The organism is Granulicatella sp. 20925_1_45, from assembly GCF_041433555.1.
GTDB lineage: Bacteria > Bacillota > Bacilli > Lactobacillales > Aerococcaceae > Granulicatella.
Genome location: NZ_JAPWBR010000007.1, coordinates 46,379 through 67,459, shown reverse-complemented (window position 1 = coordinate 67,459; position 21,081 = coordinate 46,379). Strand labels below are relative to the sequence as shown.

Genomic DNA, 21,081 nt, shown 5'->3' with positions numbered 1-21,081 from the left:
TATCATGAAATCTGGAAAAAGCGCTTTAAAAATTGAAATAAAAAAACACTTTTAGCAGTTTCCTACTAAAAGTGTACTTTTCTTTTATAGTTAAAATTATCCCACTAATTTTTCTAAAAGATCAGGACGGAATCCGAAGAATGGTTCTACGCCATCAGCTACGATAACAGGTAATGATTGGAAGCCTAATTCCTTCACTTCTGCTAAAGCTTCTTCTGACTCGAAAACATCTTTTACTGTGAATTCCACGTTGTTATTTTCGAAAAATTGTTTTGTAAAATTGCATTGCATGCAATTTGGTTTTGAATAAAGAATAATATTGCGATTTGACATATTACTTCTCCCCTTTTTATTTTTTCTGACAGAAGATATCATACATCATTTTGAATCAAAATACAATATATAGTTCTTATGAAAATGCATTTTCATTTTAAAACACAATATATAGTTTAGACAGATTACTTATAAACGCTGGTATCAAAGCCTTTGTTAGTCACGTAACCGTCTTTTTCCCAAATATTTTTCTTACGTTTTTTTGCTTTCTTTTCAATTTCTTGGAATTGTTTTAACAGGCTCGTGTTTGGTTCGTAGGCATACCCAACTCTGGCAAGCCCCTCTTCAATTAAAATATCTTGAAGTAATTTGCCATCGACATACACATACATTAATGCACGATCATACTTATCCGCATGATCACCGACATCGAAACTTCCTTCGATTTTCTTCGCGTTTGTTAATAGTTCTTCAGTACGTTTCTTCGCTTCATCTGCAAAAGGTTGAGCTTCTTTACCCTCTTTTGCTGTTTCTGGAGCATCTACAATGAGTAGACGCACTTTAAATTCTTTCCCTTCATAACTGAGGTGGAATGTATCTCCGTCTGCTCCGTATACATATTTAAAAGGATATTTTTTCATGCTCTCAAAGTAATCAAAATTCGTTCCCGTAAATGAGGAATTAGAAGCATTTTGAGACGTTTTCGATGAAGAATGAGTATTTGATTTATTCGTTGCCTTTTGCTCTCCAAAAGCCTTGTAAAGAGCAAATACAACCACAATTATTATTGAAATAATGGTACTAATCATTTTCCATTGTTTTTGGGTCATTTTGTTCCTCCCTAATAAATAAAAAAGAGGCAAGAGCCCCTTTTCTATTCAAATTAAACTTCTAAAAGTTCTTTTTCTTTGTTTGCTGCTAATTTGTCGATGTTTTTAACACTGTCATCCGTAACTTTTTGGATGTCTTTTTCAAGTGTGTGTAATTCATCTTCAGTAATTTCTTTTGCTTTTTCAGCTTTTTTCGCTTGGTCAATCGCATCACGACGAATATTACGTACGCTTACTTTTGCACTCTCAGCTTCTTTACCTACTTGTTTAGCTAATTCTTTACGACGTTCTTCTGTTAATTGTGGAATAATTAAACGAATAACAGAACCATCACTTGTTGGAGTGATTCCGATATCGCTCATTAAAACCGCACGTTCTATGTCGTTTAATGAAGATTTGTCATAAGGTGTAATTAAAAGCATACGTGCTTCTGGAACTGTAATTGAAGCTAATTGGTTTACTGGAGTTAATGCTCCGTAGTATTCCACTTCTAAACGGTCTAAAAGACTTGCGTTTGCACGTCCAGCACGGATTGAGCCTAATTCACGTTGAAGCGCCTCTTCAGATTTTTTCATACGTTCTTTAGTATGAGCTAAAATTTCGCTAGTTGACATTACCTATTTCCCCCTAACTGTTGTACCAATGTTCTCCCCTAATACAACGCGTCTAATATTACCTGGTTCGTTTAAATTAAACACAACTAATGGAATATCATTATCCATAGAAAGTGAGCTTGCAGTCGTATCCATTACTTTTAAGCCTTTTTGGATAACATCTAAGTGTGTTAATTCATTATATTTCTTCGCATTAACGTCTACACGTGGGTCGGCACTATAAACGCCATCCACGTTGTTTTTCGCCATTAAGATTGCATCTGCTTCGATTTCAGCAGCACGTAAAGCAGCGGCTGTATCTGTTGAGAAGTAAGGGTTCCCTGTACCACCCGCAAAGATCACAACACGTTCTTTTTCTAAGTGACGGACCGCTCTACGACGGATATAAGGTTCAGCGATTTGACGCATATCAATAGAAGTTTGAACACGAGTTGGAACTCCTACGTTTTCTAAAGCGTCTTGAAGTGCTAATGCATTCATAACCGTTGCTAACATTCCCATATAGTCTGCTTGAGCGCGTTCCATACCAACTTCTTCACCAGTAATTCCGCGCCAAATGTTACCACCGCCGACAACAATGGCAATTTCAACACCTAAATCATGAACCTCTTTTAGCTCTTTAACAACTTCTTTAATCGTTGGTGGGTTAATACCAAAGCCTGCTTGCCCTGCTAATGCCTCACCACTTAATTTTAAAACAACACGTTTGTATTTTGGTTCAACCATTGCTTTATCTCCTTAATCTTTATAAAAAAAGGGAATAGCGGGTAGCTATCTACCATATTCCCTCACATGCACAGTGATTATTTTTTAACTTGTCCCATAACTTCTTCAACAAAGTTATCAACACGTTTTTCTAAACCTTCACCAACTTCATAACGGTGGAATAATTTAACTTTTCCGCCTTTAGAAGCAACGAATTTAGATACAGTTTGATCTGGATCTTTAACGAATGGTTGGTCGTTTAAGCTAATTTCAGCTAAGAATTTGTTTAAACGTCCAGCGATCATTTTTTCTACGATGTTAGCTGGTTTACCTTCGTTTAATGCTTGCTCAGTAAGAACTTTCTTTTCATGTTCTAATTCTTCTTCAGAAACTTGTGAACGGTCAATATATTTAGGGTTGATTGCAGCGATGTGCATTGAAACATCTTTAGCTGCAGAATCGTCTGTAGAACCTTCAACAACAGTTAACACACCAATACGTCCACCCATGTGTAAGTATGCACCGAAAGCATCTGCATCAGATTTTTCAACGATTTCGAAACGACGTAAAGTGATTTTTTCACCGATAACTGTAGTTGCTTCTGCAATAACGTCAGAAATTTTACCGTTTGGAGTTTCAACTTCAAGAGCTTCTTCTAATGTTGAAGGGTTTGCTTTTAAGATTGCTTCAGAAACTTCTTTAACTAATGCTTGGAATTTATCGTTTTTAGCAACGAAGTCAGTTTCAGCATTTACTTCTAAGATAACTGCACGGTTTCCTTCAACTAAAACATTAGTGATACCTTCTGCAGCGATACGGTCTGCTTTTTTAGCAGCTTTTGCTAAACCAGCTTCACGTAAGTAGTCAACCGCTTTGTCGATATCTCCTTCAACTTGAACTAATGCTTTTTTAGCATCCATCATACCTACGCCAGTCATGTCGCGTAATTGTTTTACTAATTGAGCTGTAACTTGAGCCATTCTCAATTCCTCCTATAATTTGCTTTTAAATTTTTTCAAACTTTTTAAAAAAAGCTGTTTGAATTGAAAAGTCTATTTCGCCTCTTTCTGATTCAAACAGCTTAACAGTTAGTGATTATTCAGCGTTGTCGCCTTCAACTAATTTTTCGATATCTTCTAATGAAGTATCTTTATCTAAGTCTTCAACGTCTACTGCTACGTCTTCACCTTGGTTACCTTCGATGAATGCATCAGCCATTTTAGCAACGATTAATTTAACCGCGCGGATAGCATCATCATTTGATGGAATAACAACATCGATTTCATCTGGGTCACAGTTTGTGTCAACCATAGCAACGATTGGAATGTTTAATTTGTGAGCTTCTTGAACTGCAATGCGTTCTTTACGAGGGTCAACGATAAACATTACATCAGGAATGCGTGGCATATCTTTAATACCACCTAAGTATTTTTCAAGTTTGTCTAATTCTTTTAATAGAATACCAACTTCTTTTTTAGGTAATACTTCGAAAGTGCCGTCTTCTTGCATTTCTTTGATTTTTTTCAAACGTTTGATACGTGTTTGGATTGTATCCCAGTTAGTTAAAGTACCACCTAACCAACGATGGTTAACGTAGTATTGACCTGAACGGATTGCTTCGTCTTTAACAGCATCTTGTGCTTGTTTTTTAGTACCAACGAATAATGCAATACCACCGTTTTCAGCAACTTCATGCATGTAGTTGTATGCATCGTCCACTAATTTAACAGTTTTTTGTAGGTCGATGATATAGATACCATTTCTTTCTGTGAAGATGTATCTCTTCATCTTAGGGTTCCAGCGACGTGTTTGGTGACCGAAATGTACACCAGCTTCTAACAATTGTTTCATTGAAATAACTGCCATTTTTGTTTTCCTCCAATTTGGTTTATATTTTCCTCCCCAATTTTCAGCGATAAGACCTCTTCTAAAAGAAGCACCAATCTTAACATCCAATTAGGTGTGAATTTTTTTGGTTTTTACACCATCAATGATTGTACATGAAAGTTATTTAAATTGCAAGAAAATTCTATTGTTTTCATGATGAAACAATAGAATTTCCAACAAAGTCTTTTTCATTTTAATATAATACAGCGACATTAAAGCTAATAATAATTAACACTGTTAGAATAACGTTTAACCACGGGAAGCTTCCTTTACTCTTTTCCTGCGTAACATACGCTACCAAACCAGAAATTTCGATCAAATTAATTCCAATAAGATACAAGATAATTGGTAAAGTCAATGTGTCCATCTGAGGTCCTATTAATAATTCAAAATTCATTGCGATAGATATAACGAATAGTCCAGCTCCGATAAGTTGTAAAGCGAGGCTAACAAGAAACAGAATATTTTCATGCTTGCGCTTATAGAACACGAGCAGATTCTTAAATAAACTAATAAAAATAATATAGTTAAAAATAATTAAAATGCCGCCAACAACAAAGAAAGTTGTAATAATACCTGCTTCTTTTGATTTCAAAACGAGAATTGATAATAGCGTTATAAAATAAAATATATTATAATCTCTTAGTTTAATTTTTTCTTTCATGACTATTCCTTCCATTTTAGATTACTTTCTGTTTTTCCAATATACATGAACTATTCCGTTTTTGACTTTAACAGCAAGGAATTGTTGATCGTTTTTGATGTTATCTTTTTCCGGAACTAATACATAGGCATCGAATAAATACATTCCATCAGGAAGTGCTCCCTTACTTAACCTATTAAATTTTGAAGTTACAAACGATAGAAGTTCTTCTAGTGAAGAAGCCTCCCGGTAATCCACTCGTAAATAACCAGTAATGACCTCAGTTTCACTTAAAAGGAGTTCTTCTAATGTTAAATTGTAAATAACTTCTGTTACTGAGTTATCTTTCAAATGATTCGCTGCAATATGAGCTAATCTTTTTAACCGTTCCTCCCCTGAGATTAAGGGATTTACATCTATTTTAATATTTGTAATTTCTACATCTTCAACTTTATCATCCATTACTCTTTTCACTTTATCAACGGATTTTTCTAAATCAGAATTGAATAGAAATGCTCCTCTAAGAAATGTAAAGTTTTGATTGAATAGAAGCTGAAGAATCTTTGCTTCATCTGTTGAAACATTGGACGTATCCACCGCCTCCTGCATGTCACGAATGCTAGTTCCTTTCTCTAAGAACACATTGTTTTGGAATGTTACTTCACTTCCTGAACTCAGTTTTTCAGTAAATTTGATATTCGCCATATCATTATTAACTGGTGGGATTACTTTTACAGTTGCATTGAATCCGTGTTCTTTATAGTACTCCTCTATTTTTACAGTAAGATCGTCTGACCTGTTTTGTTCCACTTGTTGGATATTAATAGCTAGTACCATTAATGCATACGTCGTAATGAGGACGTACAAAAGTGGTGCTTTTACAAGATTTTGTTTTCCTTCAACAAACCCGTACACCATTAAACACAAAACATTAAATACTAATAATAGTACAAACGTTAATACTGCTCCGCTTTTTGCGTTAACAATGGACTCAAATGGCATAATCACCGTAAAAGGATATTTTAATTCGTTAAATGTAAAATATAAGAATAGAACAAACGCCATAGTCCCTGGGATTCGGACCTTTGCATTGTCTTTAGCTAACACAAAGTTAATAATATAGAGTTCACGTAATACTGCAAATAGAATTACAAAAAACAAAATGATAAAAACAATAAAATAAACTGAAAATAATGCTTTCGTGATTCCATGTCCCATAATGACTTCTAGCATAAACAGGAGAAAATAAAGAATAGTTGGAAGTAATAAGTTAATATACTGTATCTTCTTATTATTCATAAATACCTCCTCTTCTATTTCAAATCATCTTCTTCAAAATAACCTAACCCATTTTCCACAACAAAAGTACTAATCACATCTCTGGTTTTTCCATTCACCTCAGCACTACCCTTGAATTGATAGACTCCGTCCCAGAAGGTGCCTCTTGGTAATGCTTCTAGTACTTCTTTAAAGTATTCTAGGTTAGATAACCCTGCTTTCTGCGCTTTAGAAGTTAATTCGGAATAGAAAATGAGATCAATATTAGCGTAAATTTGATCGTTCTTCATAGCTTGCTTTACATCAATATTGTAAAAACCAGCAGCGTCTTGATCCCCTTTTTCAACATTTCGAAGAGATTTAGAGATTAAAAATGCTGTAAATTCATACCCGTCTGTTGGATAAAAATCAACTCTAGATTCTTTGACAAGCTCAACTTTAAAAGCTGTATTAATGGTATCAGCAATTGTATAAGGCACTTTTAATTTTTTTAATTTTTCTTTATAAAGACTGAGTAAGAAGTTAAACTCCTCATATTTCACTTTTTCAAGTCGTTCACGTTCTTTGTCAGTTGACAATAGTTCTTTGATTTTTTGAACACTCTCATTTGAAATCGCCAATTCATATTGATCTCCAGCCTCTTCAGAAATTGTATAATTTTTAGAATAAGAATATCCATCAGAAAACTGTTCAGTATATTCTAAACTGACTTCATATCCCCGTAATTCAAATGCATGTTTTTTACTTTTTACTTTAACAGTTCCATTTAGTCCGAAATCTTTAAATTCCTGAGGATAGTTTTTCCCAGAATTAAAAAGTGTTGGTGCGGAAATTGTTGAAAATGCAGTTGAGACTAGCAAAATATTTGTAATAACGATTAATAGCAAACCAAATACAAAATGGTATTTTGCATCATTATTATCTTCTCTATGGAGCCATAACTTTTGGTAAATCGCTATGATAAAAATTAATGTAAGAATTAAACTTAAGGCAAATGTTTCAGAAAAATGATTTATGAAATTAATGAACTTAAATTGTCCTTTCATTAATTCGGCGCTCTGAATAAAGTAACTTACAATGACAAGAACCAACTGAATAATAGTTGAATTTCTGATATTTCTATCCTATTTAAACACCACCATTAATCGAATTGGGTCAATCAGTAAAAAGAGATTTCCAAAAGCAATAAATGCCCACGATATTACGAGAAAAGGCCAAGTAAAAGAAGGATACTCCCCTGAAGGATAAAAATAGAAAAGACTATTATAGATTATATATCCAATGATGACTAAACTCAGCCGGAAAAAACTGACTGTATTTCGTTTCATAAAAGTTCCTCCTTACTTATCAGTTTACGGATTTCTCATTTCGTCTTCTTCAAAATGACTATTTCCGTTTTCAATTACCATCGTAACCGTCACCCACTGATTTTTACCATCGATTTTAGTTGTACCACCGAACTTATAGGTTCCATCCTCAAGCGTTCCAGATGGAATCTGAGAGAGTATTTTTTTTAGATATTCTACACGACTAGCGTTTTTATCTTTTAGAAATTGATCCAATTCAAGATAATTAATATAACCGAAATTAACAATCATAGATTGAATAGGAATATCGACATTATAAAACCCTGCTACTTCAGTATCGCCATTTTTTCTGTTTTTAAGAGCGTTCTTAATAATGACGCTATAAAACTCTGGAGGATTTTTTGGATAAATGCTTAAACCGTATTTTTCTACTAGTTTGAACCCTACCTCATTATTCACTTTATTGATTAGTTCAGTATCAATTTTTCGTTTTCGAATTAAATCTTTATAGAGAAATAAAACGAATTGGAATTCTTGTTTTTTCACTTTATCGAATAACTCTTTTTCCTCATCAGTGTCCAGATACTTACTAATCTCCTGTGCGAGTTGATCATCCAACTGTGTCACGTGAGTCCCGTTGCGAACTTCAGCAACATCAATTAACTCCCAGAAATAAGTGCCATCAGATAACTTCTCATCATAATGTAAAGTTGTACGAGAACCAACATACGGTTCAATTAATTGCGTTTTCTCTCGGACCTCTACTTTTCCGGTAAATCCCAAATCTTTAAACTCCTGTACATATTGTTTGTTTGCATCGAAGACAGAAGCTTTACTATTCGTGAAAAGTAAGAAGTTACACAGTAAGACCACAACGACACCGAAACCCAAACCGAATAATGAGGATGACTTTTCTTGTTGTTCTACTGCTCTTTTCTGAATGATTCCAATAATAAAAACCACCGAATAGATGATGCTTGTACCAACTAAAATCGGATAATGTTCCACATAATTAATTGGCCACCATTTCCCAACAGTTAGATTCGTTAGTTGGAAACATAAGCCAATACAAGCTGCAACGAGTTGAATCATACTGGTTACTTGAATCATTTTATTCTTCTTATAAGTATCTCTTAATTTGACAACATCTCTAAAAATAAAAATATTCCCTAACAGAATGATTGCTAAAGATAAAAAGAATACCGGCCAGACAATAAAGAATGCGTAGCCTGCAGAATAATCCAACAGAAAATAAATAACATTGTATAATAAATAACCTAATAAGACTAAATTAAGACGAAAATAGCTGATTTTATATTCTTTCATAGGAAATCCCCCGTAAAATTGTTAATATTATTATACCATATATCACTAATAAAGAGAGGGTTTCCATAAGTGTTTTGAACTTGCAAAAAAATCTGAATTCACGCATACTACAATTACAGATGAAATAAAGGAGATTGTTATGATTTATAAAATCACTATTTGGATAGTTCGCGGACTGCTAGTTCTATTAAATGGATTTGGCGATTACCAAGGTCGAGAAAAAGTACCTAAAGACACAGGGTATGTGCTTGTAGCCCCTCACCGTTCTTGGTTAGATCCAGTGATGATGGCGATTGCTGTTTACCCGCAACCGCTTGTCTTAATGGCAAAACAAGAATTATTCAAACCAAAACCATTCGCTTGGTTTATTAAGAAACTGGGTGCTTTCCCAGTGAACCGTAAAAAACCAGGACCAAGCGCGATTAAGTATCCTGTCCAACAAATTAAGGAAAATCAAAAAGCCCTCGTTATCTTCCCTACTGGAACACGTTACTCTAACGAGATGAAAGGTGGTGCTGTGATGATCGCTCGTCTAGCAAAAGCCCCTATCGTTCCAATGGTGTATCAAGGACCCTTAACTTTCAAGGATATTATTAAGCGTAAAAAAATGCATGTACGCATTGGTGACCCAATCTATATTGCAGATCAAAAGCTAACAAAAGAAGAAATTGCCAATTACGATCAAGTTCTGATTCAAAAGTTCGATGAACTCGATAAAGAAATCGATCCAAATTATGTATATGAATTACCTGTAAAAAAATAACGTTATACCATATACGGTATAACGAAAAAAACCATCGGAATATTCCGATGGTTTTTTACTTTACTTTTTAGCTCTTTTTTTAGCTTGTGCTTTCATTGAAGCAGCAATTTGACGAACTTTTTGTTCAGATGGTTTTTGACCCATTTGAGTCATCATACTACGAATCATATCTTCATCAAATGGTGGGTTTTCTACAAAGTAGTTCATCATTGTACGACGTGCGATAAAGAAACCACCGATCGCACCTGCGACTGCAGCAAGAATCACGATTAAAATCCATGCTCCTGTTGACATTTGGCTTTCTCTCCCTTCAATATGTGTATCCTTGTCTATTGTACTAAATTATTAAAGAAATGAAAAGCCTTGCGGTAAAGTTTTCATTTGTTAATTTTGCAAAGCAATTACACATCGGAAAATTATTTTACTAAGCTTTTTGCCAAAACATAGTTTCCTAAAGTAGCAGAACCGTTATTATCAACAGCAGGCGTTACGATAAAGTCCTTCACTGGCGGTGTTGGTACATATCCATTTAATAATTCTTCAAACATACGATGAACTCGTTCCAACATATGATTTTGAGCCATTACTCCTCCGCCAAAAACAATTTTTTCAGGACGGAAAGTTAGTGTTGCTTGGATGGCTGCTTGAGCAATGTAGCTAGCCTGAACATCCCACACATCACTAGCGATATCGATATGTTCCCCACGCACTCCAGTACGTGCTTCTAAACTTGGTCCAGCAGCTAAACCTTCAAGACAGCCTTTGTGGAAAGGACAAACGCCATCAAAGTTATTTGCCACATCAATCGGATGCTTACTTACATAAACATGTCCCATTTCAGGATGACTAGTGCCTCCAATAAATTCACCACGTTGAATTACACCTGCACCAATTCCAGTACCGATTGTGTAATAAACAAGCGTTTCAATATTTTCTCCACGATTGTTACGCGCATAAACTTCTCCGTAAGCAGAACTGTTTACGTCTGTTGTGAAGTAAATAGGTACATCTACTCTCTTCTTTAATGCTCCAACAACATCCACATTTGCCCAATTTGGTTTTGGCGTTGTTGTAATGTATCCGTAAGTCTTAGATTTTGGATCCACATCAATTGGTCCAAACGACCCAATTCCAATTGCTTTTAGATTTTTGAATTTAGCAAAAAAATCTGCAGTCTTTTTTAATGTCTCTTTTGGAGTGGTTGTCGGAAATTGAAGTTCCTCGACTGTGTTAAATTCTTCATCCGCTACTGCACAAATAAACTTTGTACCCCCAGCTTCTAAGCTTCCATATAAGTTTGTCATAAGCCTTTAGCTCCTCAGTTATTTTTTATTATTGTATCATATTTTTACCTAAAAAAAGAAGACGAATCCTGTAATAGAATTCGTCTTCTAAAAAATTATACATGTAATTCTAATACTCGAGTTTTATTCGTAACAGAACCAGTTGCGATTGGAGTCACTTCTGCATAATCCATTGTGTTAGTGATAATGACCATTGTTGTGTCATCTAACCCATTTGCAGCAATCACTTCAGAATCAAATGTTCCGATGATATCTCCTGCTCTTACTCTGTCTCCTTGAGATACTTTTGCTTCAAATCCTTCACCATTCAATGAAACAGTATCGATTCCGACGTGAATAAGAATTTCAGCCCCATTATCTGTTTTTAATCCATAGGCATGGCCTGTTGGGAACGCAATCGCGATTTCGGCATCTGCTGGAGCGTATACAACTCCTTTAGATGGCTTCACTGCGATACCTTGACCCATAACTCCGCTAGAGAATACTGGATCATTTACTTCGCTTAAAGCCACAACTCCGCCAACGATTGGTGAACGTAATTTTTCATCAGCACGTTCAGACGTTGCTACAACAGGTTCTTCCTCTTGAGTTTCTTGTGAAGAAGGTCCTTCTGCTTCAACAGGTGTATCTAACATAGAATCGTCGTAACCGAATAAATAAGTAAACGTAAATCCTAATGCAAATGATACTGCAACCATGAATAAGTATTGTGGTAATTGCCCGTTTCCGACATAAAGCATTGAACCAGGAATGATTGTAATTCCGTTACTTGTACCCGCTAATCCTAGTAAAGCTGAAAGAGCTCCACCTAACGCACCTGCTAACAATGAAAGAACGAATGGTTTACGGAATCGTAAGTTTACCCCGAAGATAACAGGTTCAGTAATTCCTAGGAATGCTGATAAAGCCGCTGGGAATGTTAATGCTTTTAATTTTGGACTCTTCGTTTTAACACCAATCGCAACCGCTGCAGCCCCTTGAGCCGTCATCGCAGCCGTAATAATAGCATTAAATGGGTTTTGTCCAGTCGCTGATAATAAGTTAATTTCTAATAAATTGAAGATATGGTGAACACCAGACACAACGATTAATTGGTGTGTACCACCGATGATTAATCCACCAAGACCAAATGGTAAATACAATACAGTTGTTGTAAGTGAAAGAATCACTTTCTCTACTTGATGGAAGATTGGTCCTAATACAAATAATCCTAAAATTGACATTACAAATAATGTAATAAATGGTGTTACTAATAAGTCCAATACTTCTGGTACATATTTTCTAACCCATTTTTCAAAATTAGCACCTACAACCCCGATAATAAACGCTGGTAAAACAGAACCTTGTAAACCAACGACATCCACAAGGCCGAAGAATTTGATAGGAACAATTTCCCCACCTTGAGCAACCTCCCAAGCGTTAGGAAGAGAACCAGAAATCAACATCAGTCCTAGTACAATCCCGATTGTTTGATTTCCACCAAACACTTTAAACGTAGACCAAACTACTAAGGCTGGCAATGCAATAAAGGCAGTGTCTGTTAAGATTTTAGAATAGATTAAGAAATCAGATGGTAATACAACACCAAAAGCCTCTAATAATCCACGCAGACCCATGAAAAGACCTGTCGCAACAATCGCTGGAATGATTGGAACGAATACATCCCCGAATGTACGAACAGCACGTTGGAACCAGTTACCTTGTTTTGCTGCTTCAGCTTTCATTTCGCTTGTTGTTGAAGTTGGTAAACCAAGAGATACCACTTCATCATAAATACGATTTACAGTTCCTGTACCAAAAATAATTTGGAATTGCCCTGCGTTGAAGAATGCCCCTTGAACTTTCTCAATATTCTCGACTCTATTTGTATCGATTTTTTCTTTATCTTTTACCATGATACGAAGACGCGTTGCACAGTGCGCTACACTACTCACGTTGTCTTTGCCACCAATGGCTTCGATAACACTTTTTGCAATTTCAGTATTATTCATCCATTACACTCTCCTTTATAAAAATTGTTACTAATAATAGCACATTTATTTCATTTCGAATTGTATCATTATACCGTTATAAGTCAAGTTACATCTGATAATGAATCACAAAAAGAACACTTCATCCAAAAAAGCTTGCATTTATGCGAAAAAACACGTATTGTAAAGATACAATTTTAGAGGAGGAATCCATCATGAAATGGACAACAGAACTGAGATATAAACGCTATGATGATTGGTCAGAGGCTGAAAAAAATCAATTAAACTCTACAATGGAAAAGTCCCCTTGGAGAGCGAAATACCACGTAGAACCATCTAGCGGTTTATTAAATGACCCAAACGGATTTTCTTATTTTGATGGTAAATGGATTTTATTCTACCAAAACTTTCCTTTTGGCGCTGCTCATGGATTAAAATCATGGGTTCAACTAGAAAGTGATAATCTTGTGACCTTTAAAGAAACTGGAGTCAAGGTACTACCAGATACTCCACTCGATAGTCATGGTGCGTATTCAGGAAGCGCAATGCAATTTGGTGATAGATTGTTTTTATTTTATACAGGAAATGTGAGAGATGAAAATTGGGTTCGCCACCCTTACCAATTAGGGGCACTGATGGATAAAGACGGCCATATTGAAAAACTTGGAAAAGATTTGATCCCTCAGCCTAGTGATGCTACTGGTCACTTTAGAGACCCTCAAATTTTCCAATATAAAGATCATTATTATGCGATTGTAGGTGGTCAAAATCTAGATAAAAAAGGGTTCGTTCGACTCTACCGAGCTGTTAATAACGACTATACAAATTGGGAAGAAATTGGAAATCTAGATTTTAAGAATGACAATACCGCTTATATGATGGAATGTCCGAATTTAGTATTCGTAGATGACAAACCCGTACTCATTTACTGCCCTCAAGGATTAGATAAAGACGTATTCCACTACGATAATATTTATCCAAACTTATATAAAATCGGTGAAACATTCAACCCAGAAAATGCGACAATCACACCCGTTTCTGAGCTCCATCAATTAGATTACGGTTTTGACGTCTATGCTACTCAAGCATTTAACGCACCGGACGGTCGTGCGCTTTGCATTAGCTGGCTTGGATTACCTGATGTTTCTTATCCTAGCGATGTATACGAACACCAAGGGATCTTATCATTAGTGAAAGAACTTTCCATTAAAGATGGTAAGTTATATCAAACTCCAGTAAAAGGAATCGAAAAACTTCGTCAATCTTCACTTCCGTTTAATAAGTATATTAAAAACACATCAAATTGCTACGAGTTAAACCTTAAATTAGAAGGCGATATGATTTATGAACTTGTTCTATTCTCAGACAAGGATGACAATGGACTATCCCTCATCTTTAATCTTGTAGATGGTGAGGTTGTAGTTGACCGTAGTAAAGTTGGAGAAGCCTTTGCTACAGAATATAGTAGTGTTCGTACAGCACCAATTGCTCCAGCAGACACTACAGCGCGTATTTTTATTGATAATTCTGTCTTTGAAATCTTTATTAATGATGGAGAAATGGTCTTTTCTGGTCGTGTCTTCCCTCGCGCGGATCAAACACATATTTCGATCTTACAAGGCGAACCAACAGGAGTCTATTATCCACTGCTTTCATTTACAAATCCAAACTAAAAAAAGAAGATCCGATAGGATCTTCTTTTTTTATGCTTCAACTAATCGGTGAATCCATTTTCCAGAAAAGACTCTTCGTAATCCAATAAAGGCTTTACATAACTCTTCAGCACCAGCACAGATAACAACTAATTGTACTGGGAAGTGCCATACTGCGGCAGCAAGTAACGCTAAAGGCACTCCTATTAGCCAAACACAAGCCATCTCGAGTTTCATGCCGTACTGCGTATCTCCACCACCTCGAAGAATCCCCACCAAGATAATTGAGTTTAATGTTTTAAATACGAAAATCACACCCATAATTTGGAGTAATTGTTGACCGATAAGGAACACTTCAGGACTTAGATGAGCAAACATCAATAGTGTCCAATGTGGTGTTAGGCTTTGAATACCACCAATGACCACTCCAAGAACAAGGGAAATTGTAACAAAGCGTTTTGCTTCTTTTTGCGCTTGTTCGACTTCGTTACGTCCGACTCGGTTTCCAAGCATAATACTACAGCTACTACCAATTCCTCGAACAAGAATAAAGGATAGATTTTGAACAGCTACAGCCACTTGAATCGCTGCTGTCGCCTGTGTTCCAACCATAGCGTATGCTGCATTGTAGAACACTTGTCCAAGAGCCCAGAACGTTTCATTAATAATAACTGGATAAGTTGTAATCCAATAATTCATCCACAGGCCCTTTGATATATGATGCCAGTATCGACCGATTGGTAGTCTGATTGGTCCACTGTATGAAAATACCACACCAAAAAGAACACTCACTTCTACAACACGAGCGATTAATGTCGCTACTGCTGCCCCGACAACACCAAGAGCAGGTGCACCGAATTTCCCGAAAATAAATACATAGTTGAAGACGGCATTTGTGACGAAGCTACAAATTGTTGCAATAAGAGGAACCTTAGGACTTCCTGTCGTACGAAGAGCGTTTGTCATCGCAAAACTCCACGCTGTAAATACATAACTTAAAGCAGCCACACGTAAGTAATCCCCGCCGGACTGAATCACCAGTGGATCTTTTGTAAAAATATGTAGAATTTCATATGGGAATAATACCCCAAGAAGCATGAACACTACGCTGACAACTGTTGATAAAATCAGTGACATTTGATTGACTTCTTGAACCTTGTGCGTATTTTTAATTCCCCAATATTGTGAGAAAAGCACTGCTGAACCCGTATGAATTCCAAAGCAAATCAATGTAAACAAGAAAAATACTTGGTTTGCAAGTCCAACCCCCGCGATACTAGCATCTCCAAGAGAGGAAATCATAATTGTATCTAACGTATTCAAAAATGACGTTAATAAGCTTTGGAGCGATACCGGAATTGCGATTGCAAGCATTTGTCTATAAAAATGTTTGTTTTCTTTTTCCATTACTATCTCCTTTCTTTGAAATTAAAAGGGCGCTATTAACGCCCTTTTACAACTCATTATTTTTCTTCTTCGTTAAGGTTTAGAACTGACATGAAGGCTTCTTGTGGAACTTCAACTGAACCCACTTGCTTCATACGTTTCTTCCCTTCTTTTTGTTTCTCTAACAGTTTACGTTTACGAGAAATATCCCCACCATAACATTTTGCAAGTACGTTTTTACGCAATGCTTTAATGTTTGTACGAGATAAAATCTTATTCCCAATCGCTGCTTGAATTGGAACTTCGAATTGTTGACGAGGAATAAGTTTTCTAAGTTTTTCAGTGATTGCCTTACCACGATTATAAGCAAATTCCTTATGCACGATAATACTTAAGGCATCGACTACTTCACCATTTAACATGATATCCATCTTCACAAGGTTGCTTGCACGGTATCCGATTAAATCGTAATCAAGAGAAGCATACCCTTTTGTGCTTGATTTTAATGAATCAAAGAAATCAAAGATGATTTCAGACAGTGGCATTTCGTAAATGACGTTAACACGGTACTCATCTAGATAATCCATTGTCACAAACGTTCCACGTTTACGTTGGCAAATATCCATTACGCTACCAACGTATTCATTTGGTACCATGATAGATGCTTTTACGTAAGGCTCTTCGATGGATTGTACACTTGATTGGTCTGGCATTTCAGCAGGGTTTGAAACCACCACTTCTGTACCGTCAGTCTTTTGTACATGATAAATTACAGACGGAGCTGTTGTAATCAAGTCTAAGTCAAATTCACGCTCTAAACGTTCTTGAATAACGTCCATATGGAGTAATCCTAAGAATCCACAACGGAAACCAAATCCAAGTGCTTGTGATGTTTCTGCTTCGAATTGAAGCGCAGCGTCATTTAACTGTAATTTTTCTAATGCATCACGTAAATCATTATATTTCGATGAATCAATTGGATATAAACCACAGTACACCATCGGATTCATTTTACGGTATCCGTCTAACGGTTCAGCTGCTGGGTTGTTTGCTAAAGTAACAGTATCCCCTACACGAGTATCTTGGATAGTCTTAATGGAAGCAGTGATATAACCAACATCCCCAACCATTAAGTAATCACGACTAATTGGTTTTGGAGAAAAAATACCTACATCCACTACATCAAAAGTCTTTCCATTACTCATTAATTGAATTTTATCACCAGGTTTTACAATTCCGTTTTGAATACGAACATTTAAGACAACCCCACGATACGCATCATAGACTGAGTCAAAAATCAATGCTTGAAGAGGCGCTTCAAGGTCCCCAGTTGGAGCTGGGACTTTTTCTACGATTTGTTCTAAGATTTCTGGAATCCCAATCCCAACTTTAGCACTGGCAAGAACAGCTTCACTGGCATCAATCCCAATGACATCTTCTATTTCTGTACGAACACGTTCAGGGTCTGCTGCAGGCAGGTCAATTTTATTGATGACTGGTAAGATTTCTAAGTCATTATCGATCGCTAAATACACATTCGCTAATGTTTGTGCTTCAATCCCTTGAGCCGCATCTACGACAAGAATTGCACCTTCGCAGGCCGCTAAGCTTCGTGATACCTCATAAGAGAAGTCCACGTGACCTGGAGTGTCGATTAAGTGGAAAATACATTCCGTACCGTCTTTTGCATCATATGTTAATTCAACGGCATTTAATTTAATCGTAATCCCACGTTCTCTTTCAAGATCCATTGAGTCTAATAGTTGGTCTTGCATTTCACGGTCGGCAATAGTATCAGTCGCTTGCAAAATACGATCGGCCAACGTTGACTTTCCGTGGTCAATATGCGCAATAATCGAGAAGTTTCGAATGCGCTTCTGTCTTTCTTTCATTTCTTCTAAATTCATGAATAACTCCTTAATACACTACTACATTAAAATTCAAATCATTCTATCAAACTACAATAATAATGGCAAGAACAATTCAGCTAAGTATAAGAAAATAAAGAATCCTAATACGTCTGTAGCTGTTGTTACAAAAATCGTTGATGAAATGGCTGGGTCTAGATTTAGTTTCTTCAAAAGTAAAGGTACGAAGAAACCGAAGAATGCCCCTACCATTAAGTTCATTGCCATCGCTAAAATAACGATAATCGATAAGAAAAAGTTTTGATATGGGATGTAGAGAGCAATCGCTGCAAAAATCCCTGTGATAATTCCGTTGACTAATCCAAGCCAAATTTCATTTAATACATACTTCTTGTCTTTTTCCCACGTTAATTGTCCAATCGCTACCTCTTGGATAACGAGCGCTAATGTTTGAGAAGCTGAGTTTCCACCCATCCCGGTAATAATTGGCATTGCTACAGCAAGAACTACTACTTGTTCAATCGTGCCTTGGAATAAACCGACAACCGCACTTGCCATAAAAGCTGTTATTAAGTTAATTAAGAGCCAAGGCGTCCGTTTTTTAATCGATTCTTTGAAAGGTCCACCGATTCGTTCTGTTCCTTCAACCCCGCTGATTAATAACATATCTTCGTGGTGCTCTTCTTGCAAGACGTGAACGATATCATCGATTGTGATGATCCCAAGTAACACATTTTGCTTATTGACTACAGGTACAACAGATAAGTCATACTTCGTTGAGATACGAGCCACTTCTTCTTGGTCTTCTTCTGGTAAAACAGAGATGATATTCGTATGCATCACGTCATGCAAACTCTCGTCTAAATCATGTGTAAATAAATCGCGAATATCAATCCAACCAATTAATTTGCGTTGTAAACTCGTCACAAAAATAATGTTAATGACTTCTGAGTTTGGTGAAATCTCTCTTAATTTAGAGAGGGTCTCTTCTACCGTTAAATGTTCCTTCACTGTGATGTACTCAGTGGTCATAATCCCTCCGGCAGTATCCGGAGCATAATTCAACATGGTTTGAATATCATCTTGAGAACTTTGTTTCATCATTTTGATGTAACGTTTACGGATTCCAACTGGTAAATTCCCTAAAATATCCACGACATCATCGTTTGACATTTGTTGGAATAGTAAAGCTACACGTCTAAATGGGAGTTTCTCAAGCATTCGTAATTGGAATTCAGGTTCAGCAACTTCTAAGATTGAAGCTAATCTGGTATTTGAGATAGAGAACATGAAATTCTTTAAAACATCATCATCGACTTCTTCTAACGCCAAGGCGATATCAATCGGATAATTCTCATTAAAAAGCTCTCTAATTTTCTTTACGTCTTTATTCGACACAATTAAAGCAATATTATCTTTCATGACTCTTCTCCTTTCTTTTCCAATAGTACTAGTATAGCATAATTACCGTTCTATCAACAATTCACAAGTAGAAAAAGTTGCGCTATAATAATAGAAAATAATGCTTGGAGGTCTCCTATGAAAACGAAAGAAGAATGGATTAAAGAATTAGACTTAGAACCACATGTGGAAGGTGGTTATTTCCGTCAGACTTATAAAGCGATTGAAACGGTAGAATTACCAGATAAACGCATCCGTGCACTCTCCACCTCCATTCTGTTTTTATTAACGAATCAAAACCCATCTCATTTCCATTTACTTTCTTCTGATGAGATTTGGTACTATCACTTCGGTCATGCGCTTACCGTGCATATGATTCATCCAGATGGTACATACGAAGCTGTTGAAATTGGGCCTGGAAACGGACAAAAGCTCCAATTTACAGTTCCTGCTGGTGTCGTCTTTGGATCTACCATTGAATCGGACAACGAAGAAGACTTTGCGATTGTGAGTTGCAGCGTTACTCCTGGTTTTGAATACGAAGACTTCATACTTTATACTCGAGATGAATTATTAGAAAAGTATCCTGAGCACGAGAAAATTATTCGTCGCCTTGCTGTTATTTCTAAATAAACAAAAAGAACTTAGCAACCAAATGCTAAGTTCTTTTTCAATTTATTCAAATGTATCTTTAAAGGCGTTCTTCATTTTGTCGAAGAAGTTCTCTTCTCCATTATGAAGGTCCGTTCCTTCCTCACTAGCAAATACTTGTAACGCTTGTCTTTGCTTATCTGTCAGTTTCTTAGGAGTATCTACGATGACTTCTACATGTTGGTCACCGTTTCCTGTTCCGCGAAGTTTTGGAGCACCTTTTCCACGTAATCGTAAAATTGTTCCTGATTGTGTTCCAGCAGGAACTTTTAATTTCACTTTACCGTGAACAGTTGGTACATCTACTTCGTCTCCAAGAGCTGCTTGAGCAAAGTTTACATGGAGTTGATAGTAAATATCTGCTCCTTGACGTTTAAATGTCTTACTTTGTCCAACACGGAAGATGACATAGAGGTCACCATATGGACCACCATTGAAACCAACTTCCCCTTGGCCTTGAAGACGCATTTGATTTCCATCTTCAACCCCAGCAGGGACTTTTACTTTCACTTTATGCGTTTCATCTACTTGACCATGACCGTGACACGTTGAACATTTTTCTTTAATTTCTTGTCCTGTACCATGACACACATCGCAGGTTGTTTGGCTCATCATACGACCGAATGGTGTATTTCTTTCAACGTTAATCACACCAGCACCATGACATTTTGAACATGTTGTAGGATGCGTACCAGGTTTTGCACCAGTACCATGACAGGTTTGACATTCATCGCTGCGGTGATAATGAATGGTTTCTTCTTTACCAAAGATAGCTTCTTCAAATGTTAAATCCATGACATATTGAAGGTCAGCCCCTTGACGCGGCATGTTTGCACGGTCTGCACGACTACCTCCGCCACCGAAGAAACTACTAAAGATATCTTCGAATCCACCAGTAAAGTTTCCACTACCGCCGAATCCTCCGAAACCTTCAAATCCACCACCGAATCCGCCTCCACTAAATCCAGAGTTTGGATCGTAAGAAGCATGTCCGTATTGGTCATACGCTGCACGCTTTTGTGCATCTCCTAAGATTTCATAAGCTTCAGCGATTTCTTTAAACTTTTCATCCGCTCCAGGTTCTTTATTAATATCTGGATGGTATTTTTTAGATAGTTTACGATAAGCTTTCTTAATATCTGCTTCAGAGGCATCTTTGGATACGCCTAAAATTTCATATAAATCTCTTTTGGCCACTGAATTGCTCTCCTTTTCTTTCATAG

20 protein-coding genes are annotated in these 21,081 nt (G+C 36.5%); 3 read left to right on the top strand and 17 right to left on the bottom strand.

What is annotated here, in order from left to right; all coding sequences use genetic code 11:
- Window positions 1-96: 96 nt before the first annotated feature.
- The 10 genes from nrdH to O3798_RS03735 all read right to left on the bottom strand — a co-directional run bounded on the left by nrdH (window position 97) and on the right by O3798_RS03735 (window position 8,863).
- Window positions 97-333, bottom strand: a complete 237-nt coding sequence (gene nrdH / locus O3798_RS03780; RefSeq protein WP_039848779.1) for a glutaredoxin-like protein NrdH — start codon at window positions 331-333, stop codon at window positions 97-99.
- A 125-nt stretch (window positions 334-458) separates the two neighbouring features.
- Window positions 459-1,103 (bottom strand): thermonuclease family protein, encoded by a 645-nt coding sequence (locus tag O3798_RS03775; RefSeq protein ID WP_371463399.1) that lies wholly within the window; start codon window positions 1,101-1,103, stop codon window positions 459-461.
- Window positions 1,104-1,156: 53 nt separating this feature from the next.
- A complete protein-coding gene (gene frr, locus O3798_RS03770; protein WP_371463397.1) occupies window positions 1,157-1,717 on the bottom strand; it encodes a ribosome recycling factor in 561 nt (186 codons plus the stop codon).
- Window positions 1,718-1,720: 3 nt separating this feature from the next.
- Window positions 1,721-2,443 carry a UMP kinase gene (gene pyrH / locus O3798_RS03765; RefSeq protein ID WP_048781980.1) on the bottom strand — a complete coding sequence of 241 codons (723 nt, stop codon included), beginning with the start codon at window positions 2,441-2,443 and terminating at the stop codon, window positions 1,721-1,723.
- Window positions 2,444-2,520: 77 nt separating this feature from the next.
- Entirely contained in the window at window positions 2,521-3,402 is an 882-nt protein-coding gene (tsf, locus tag O3798_RS03760) for a translation elongation factor Ts (RefSeq protein ID WP_371444848.1), read from the bottom strand.
- Window positions 3,403-3,517: 115 nt separating this feature from the next.
- Window positions 3,518-4,288 carry a 30S ribosomal protein S2 gene (gene rpsB / locus O3798_RS03755; RefSeq protein ID WP_039848780.1) on the bottom strand — a complete coding sequence of 257 codons (771 nt, stop codon included), beginning with the start codon at window positions 4,286-4,288 and terminating at the stop codon, window positions 3,518-3,520.
- A gap of 214 nt (window positions 4,289-4,502) precedes the next feature.
- Entirely contained in the window at window positions 4,503-4,973 is a 471-nt protein-coding gene (locus tag O3798_RS03750) for a hypothetical protein (RefSeq protein ID WP_371463395.1), read from the bottom strand.
- A 21-nt stretch (window positions 4,974-4,994) separates the two neighbouring features.
- Window positions 4,995-6,251: a hypothetical protein gene (locus tag O3798_RS03745; protein WP_371463393.1), complete on the bottom strand. Its 1,257-nt coding sequence runs from the start codon at window positions 6,249-6,251 to the stop codon at window positions 4,995-4,997.
- A gap of 14 nt (window positions 6,252-6,265) precedes the next feature.
- On the bottom strand, window positions 6,266-7,276 hold the full coding sequence (locus tag O3798_RS03740) for a hypothetical protein (protein WP_371463391.1): 1,011 nt from the start codon (window positions 7,274-7,276) through the stop codon (window positions 6,266-6,268).
- Between the two features lie 306 nt (window positions 7,277-7,582).
- On the bottom strand, window positions 7,583-8,863 hold the full coding sequence (locus O3798_RS03735) for a hypothetical protein (protein WP_371463389.1): 1,281 nt from the start codon (window positions 8,861-8,863) through the stop codon (window positions 7,583-7,585).
- Window positions 8,864-9,002: 139 nt separating this feature from the next.
- Here O3798_RS03735 and O3798_RS03730 point away from each other — a divergent pair, with 139 nt between their 5' ends.
- Window positions 9,003-9,626 (top strand): lysophospholipid acyltransferase family protein, encoded by a 624-nt coding sequence (locus O3798_RS03730; RefSeq protein ID WP_371463387.1) that lies wholly within the window; start codon window positions 9,003-9,005, stop codon window positions 9,624-9,626.
- Between the two features lie 60 nt (window positions 9,627-9,686).
- On the opposite strand, the gene O3798_RS03725 is transcribed toward O3798_RS03730, so the two are convergent.
- The 3 genes from O3798_RS03725 to O3798_RS03715 all read right to left on the bottom strand — a co-directional run bounded on the left by O3798_RS03725 (window position 9,687) and on the right by O3798_RS03715 (window position 12,921).
- Complete coding sequence (locus O3798_RS03725) at window positions 9,687-9,920, bottom strand: YneF family protein (protein ID WP_048712477.1); 234 nt, start codon at window positions 9,918-9,920, stop codon at window positions 9,687-9,689.
- 122 nt (window positions 9,921-10,042) lie between these two features.
- The gene (gene scrK, locus O3798_RS03720) at window positions 10,043-10,930 is read right to left on the bottom strand and encodes a fructokinase ScrK (RefSeq protein ID WP_371463385.1); all 888 of its coding nucleotides are present in this window, start codon (window positions 10,928-10,930) and stop codon (window positions 10,043-10,045) included.
- Window positions 10,931-11,025: 95 nt separating this feature from the next.
- On the bottom strand, window positions 11,026-12,921 hold the full coding sequence (locus tag O3798_RS03715; protein WP_371463383.1) for a glucose PTS transporter subunit IIA: 1,896 nt from the start codon (window positions 12,919-12,921) through the stop codon (window positions 11,026-11,028).
- A gap of 194 nt (window positions 12,922-13,115) precedes the next feature.
- Between O3798_RS03715 and O3798_RS03710 the strand changes: the two genes are divergently transcribed.
- Entirely contained in the window at window positions 13,116-14,573 is a 1,458-nt protein-coding gene (locus O3798_RS03710) for a sucrose-6-phosphate hydrolase (protein ID WP_371463381.1), read from the top strand.
- A 30-nt stretch (window positions 14,574-14,603) separates the two neighbouring features.
- Here the strand turns inward: O3798_RS03710 and O3798_RS03705 are convergent, their stop codons facing one another.
- The 3 genes from O3798_RS03705 to mgtE are packed head-to-tail and all read right to left on the bottom strand — an operon-like array spanning window position 14,604 to window position 19,228.
- A complete protein-coding gene (locus tag O3798_RS03705; RefSeq protein ID WP_371463379.1) occupies window positions 14,604-15,959 on the bottom strand; it encodes an MATE family efflux transporter in 1,356 nt (451 codons plus the stop codon).
- Window positions 15,960-16,015: 56 nt separating this feature from the next.
- Complete coding sequence (lepA, locus tag O3798_RS03700; RefSeq protein WP_371463377.1) at window positions 16,016-17,845, bottom strand: translation elongation factor 4; 1,830 nt, start codon at window positions 17,843-17,845, stop codon at window positions 16,016-16,018.
- Between the two features lie 51 nt (window positions 17,846-17,896).
- Entirely contained in the window at window positions 17,897-19,228 is a 1,332-nt protein-coding gene (gene mgtE, locus O3798_RS03695) for a magnesium transporter (protein ID WP_371463375.1), read from the bottom strand.
- Between the two features lie 117 nt (window positions 19,229-19,345).
- Here mgtE and O3798_RS03690 point away from each other — a divergent pair, with 117 nt between their 5' ends.
- On the top strand, window positions 19,346-19,840 hold the full coding sequence (locus O3798_RS03690; RefSeq protein ID WP_371463372.1) for a cupin domain-containing protein: 495 nt from the start codon (window positions 19,346-19,348) through the stop codon (window positions 19,838-19,840).
- Between the two features lie 42 nt (window positions 19,841-19,882).
- Here O3798_RS03690 and dnaJ read toward each other — a convergent pair whose 3' ends face one another.
- Entirely contained in the window at window positions 19,883-21,079 is a 1,197-nt protein-coding gene (dnaJ, locus tag O3798_RS03685; RefSeq protein WP_371463370.1) for a molecular chaperone DnaJ, read from the bottom strand.
- Between the last annotated feature and the right edge of the window lie 2 nt (window positions 21,080-21,081).

Excerpts from the sequence above, each read along its gene's own strand:
- nrdH (WP_039848779.1), bottom strand. The coding sequence starts at position 333 with ATGTCAAATCGCAATATTATTCTTTATTCAAAACCAAATTGCATGCAA.
- O3798_RS03775 (WP_371463399.1), bottom strand. The coding sequence starts at position 1,103 with ATGACCCAAAAACAATGGAAAATGATTAGTACCATTATTTCAATAATA.
- frr (WP_371463397.1), bottom strand. The coding sequence starts at position 1,717 with ATGTCAACTAGCGAAATTTTAGCTCATACTAAAGAACGTATGAAAAAA.
- pyrH (WP_048781980.1), bottom strand. The coding sequence starts at position 2,443 with ATGGTTGAACCAAAATACAAACGTGTTGTTTTAAAATTAAGTGGTGAG.
- tsf (WP_371444848.1), bottom strand. The coding sequence starts at position 3,402 with ATGGCTCAAGTTACAGCTCAATTAGTAAAACAATTACGCGACATGACT.
- rpsB (WP_039848780.1), bottom strand. The coding sequence starts at position 4,288 with ATGGCAGTTATTTCAATGAAACAATTGTTAGAAGCTGGTGTACATTTC.
- O3798_RS03750 (WP_371463395.1), bottom strand. The coding sequence starts at position 4,973 with ATGAAAGAAAAAATTAAACTAAGAGATTATAATATATTTTATTTTATA.
- O3798_RS03745 (WP_371463393.1), bottom strand. The coding sequence starts at position 6,251 with ATGAATAATAAGAAGATACAGTATATTAACTTATTACTTCCAACTATT.
- O3798_RS03740 (WP_371463391.1), bottom strand. The coding sequence starts at position 7,276 with ATGAAAGGACAATTTAAGTTCATTAATTTCATAAATCATTTTTCTGAA.
- O3798_RS03735 (WP_371463389.1), bottom strand. The coding sequence starts at position 8,863 with ATGAAAGAATATAAAATCAGCTATTTTCGTCTTAATTTAGTCTTATTA.
- O3798_RS03730 (WP_371463387.1), top strand. The coding sequence starts at position 9,003 with ATGATTTATAAAATCACTATTTGGATAGTTCGCGGACTGCTAGTTCTA.
- O3798_RS03725 (WP_048712477.1), bottom strand. The coding sequence starts at position 9,920 with ATGTCAACAGGAGCATGGATTTTAATCGTGATTCTTGCTGCAGTCGCA.
- scrK (WP_371463385.1), bottom strand. The coding sequence starts at position 10,930 with ATGACAAACTTATATGGAAGCTTAGAAGCTGGGGGTACAAAGTTTATT.
- O3798_RS03715 (WP_371463383.1), bottom strand. The coding sequence starts at position 12,921 with ATGAATAATACTGAAATTGCAAAAAGTGTTATCGAAGCCATTGGTGGC.
- O3798_RS03710 (WP_371463381.1), top strand. The coding sequence starts at position 13,116 with ATGAAATGGACAACAGAACTGAGATATAAACGCTATGATGATTGGTCA.
- O3798_RS03705 (WP_371463379.1), bottom strand. The coding sequence starts at position 15,959 with ATGGAAAAAGAAAACAAACATTTTTATAGACAAATGCTTGCAATCGCA.
- lepA (WP_371463377.1), bottom strand. The coding sequence starts at position 17,845 with ATGAATTTAGAAGAAATGAAAGAAAGACAGAAGCGCATTCGAAACTTC.
- mgtE (WP_371463375.1), bottom strand. The coding sequence starts at position 19,228 with ATGAAAGATAATATTGCTTTAATTGTGTCGAATAAAGACGTAAAGAAA.
- O3798_RS03690 (WP_371463372.1), top strand. The coding sequence starts at position 19,346 with ATGAAAACGAAAGAAGAATGGATTAAAGAATTAGACTTAGAACCACAT.
- dnaJ (WP_371463370.1), bottom strand. The coding sequence starts at position 21,079 with ATGAAAGAAAAGGAGAGCAATTCAGTGGCCAAAAGAGATTTATATGAA.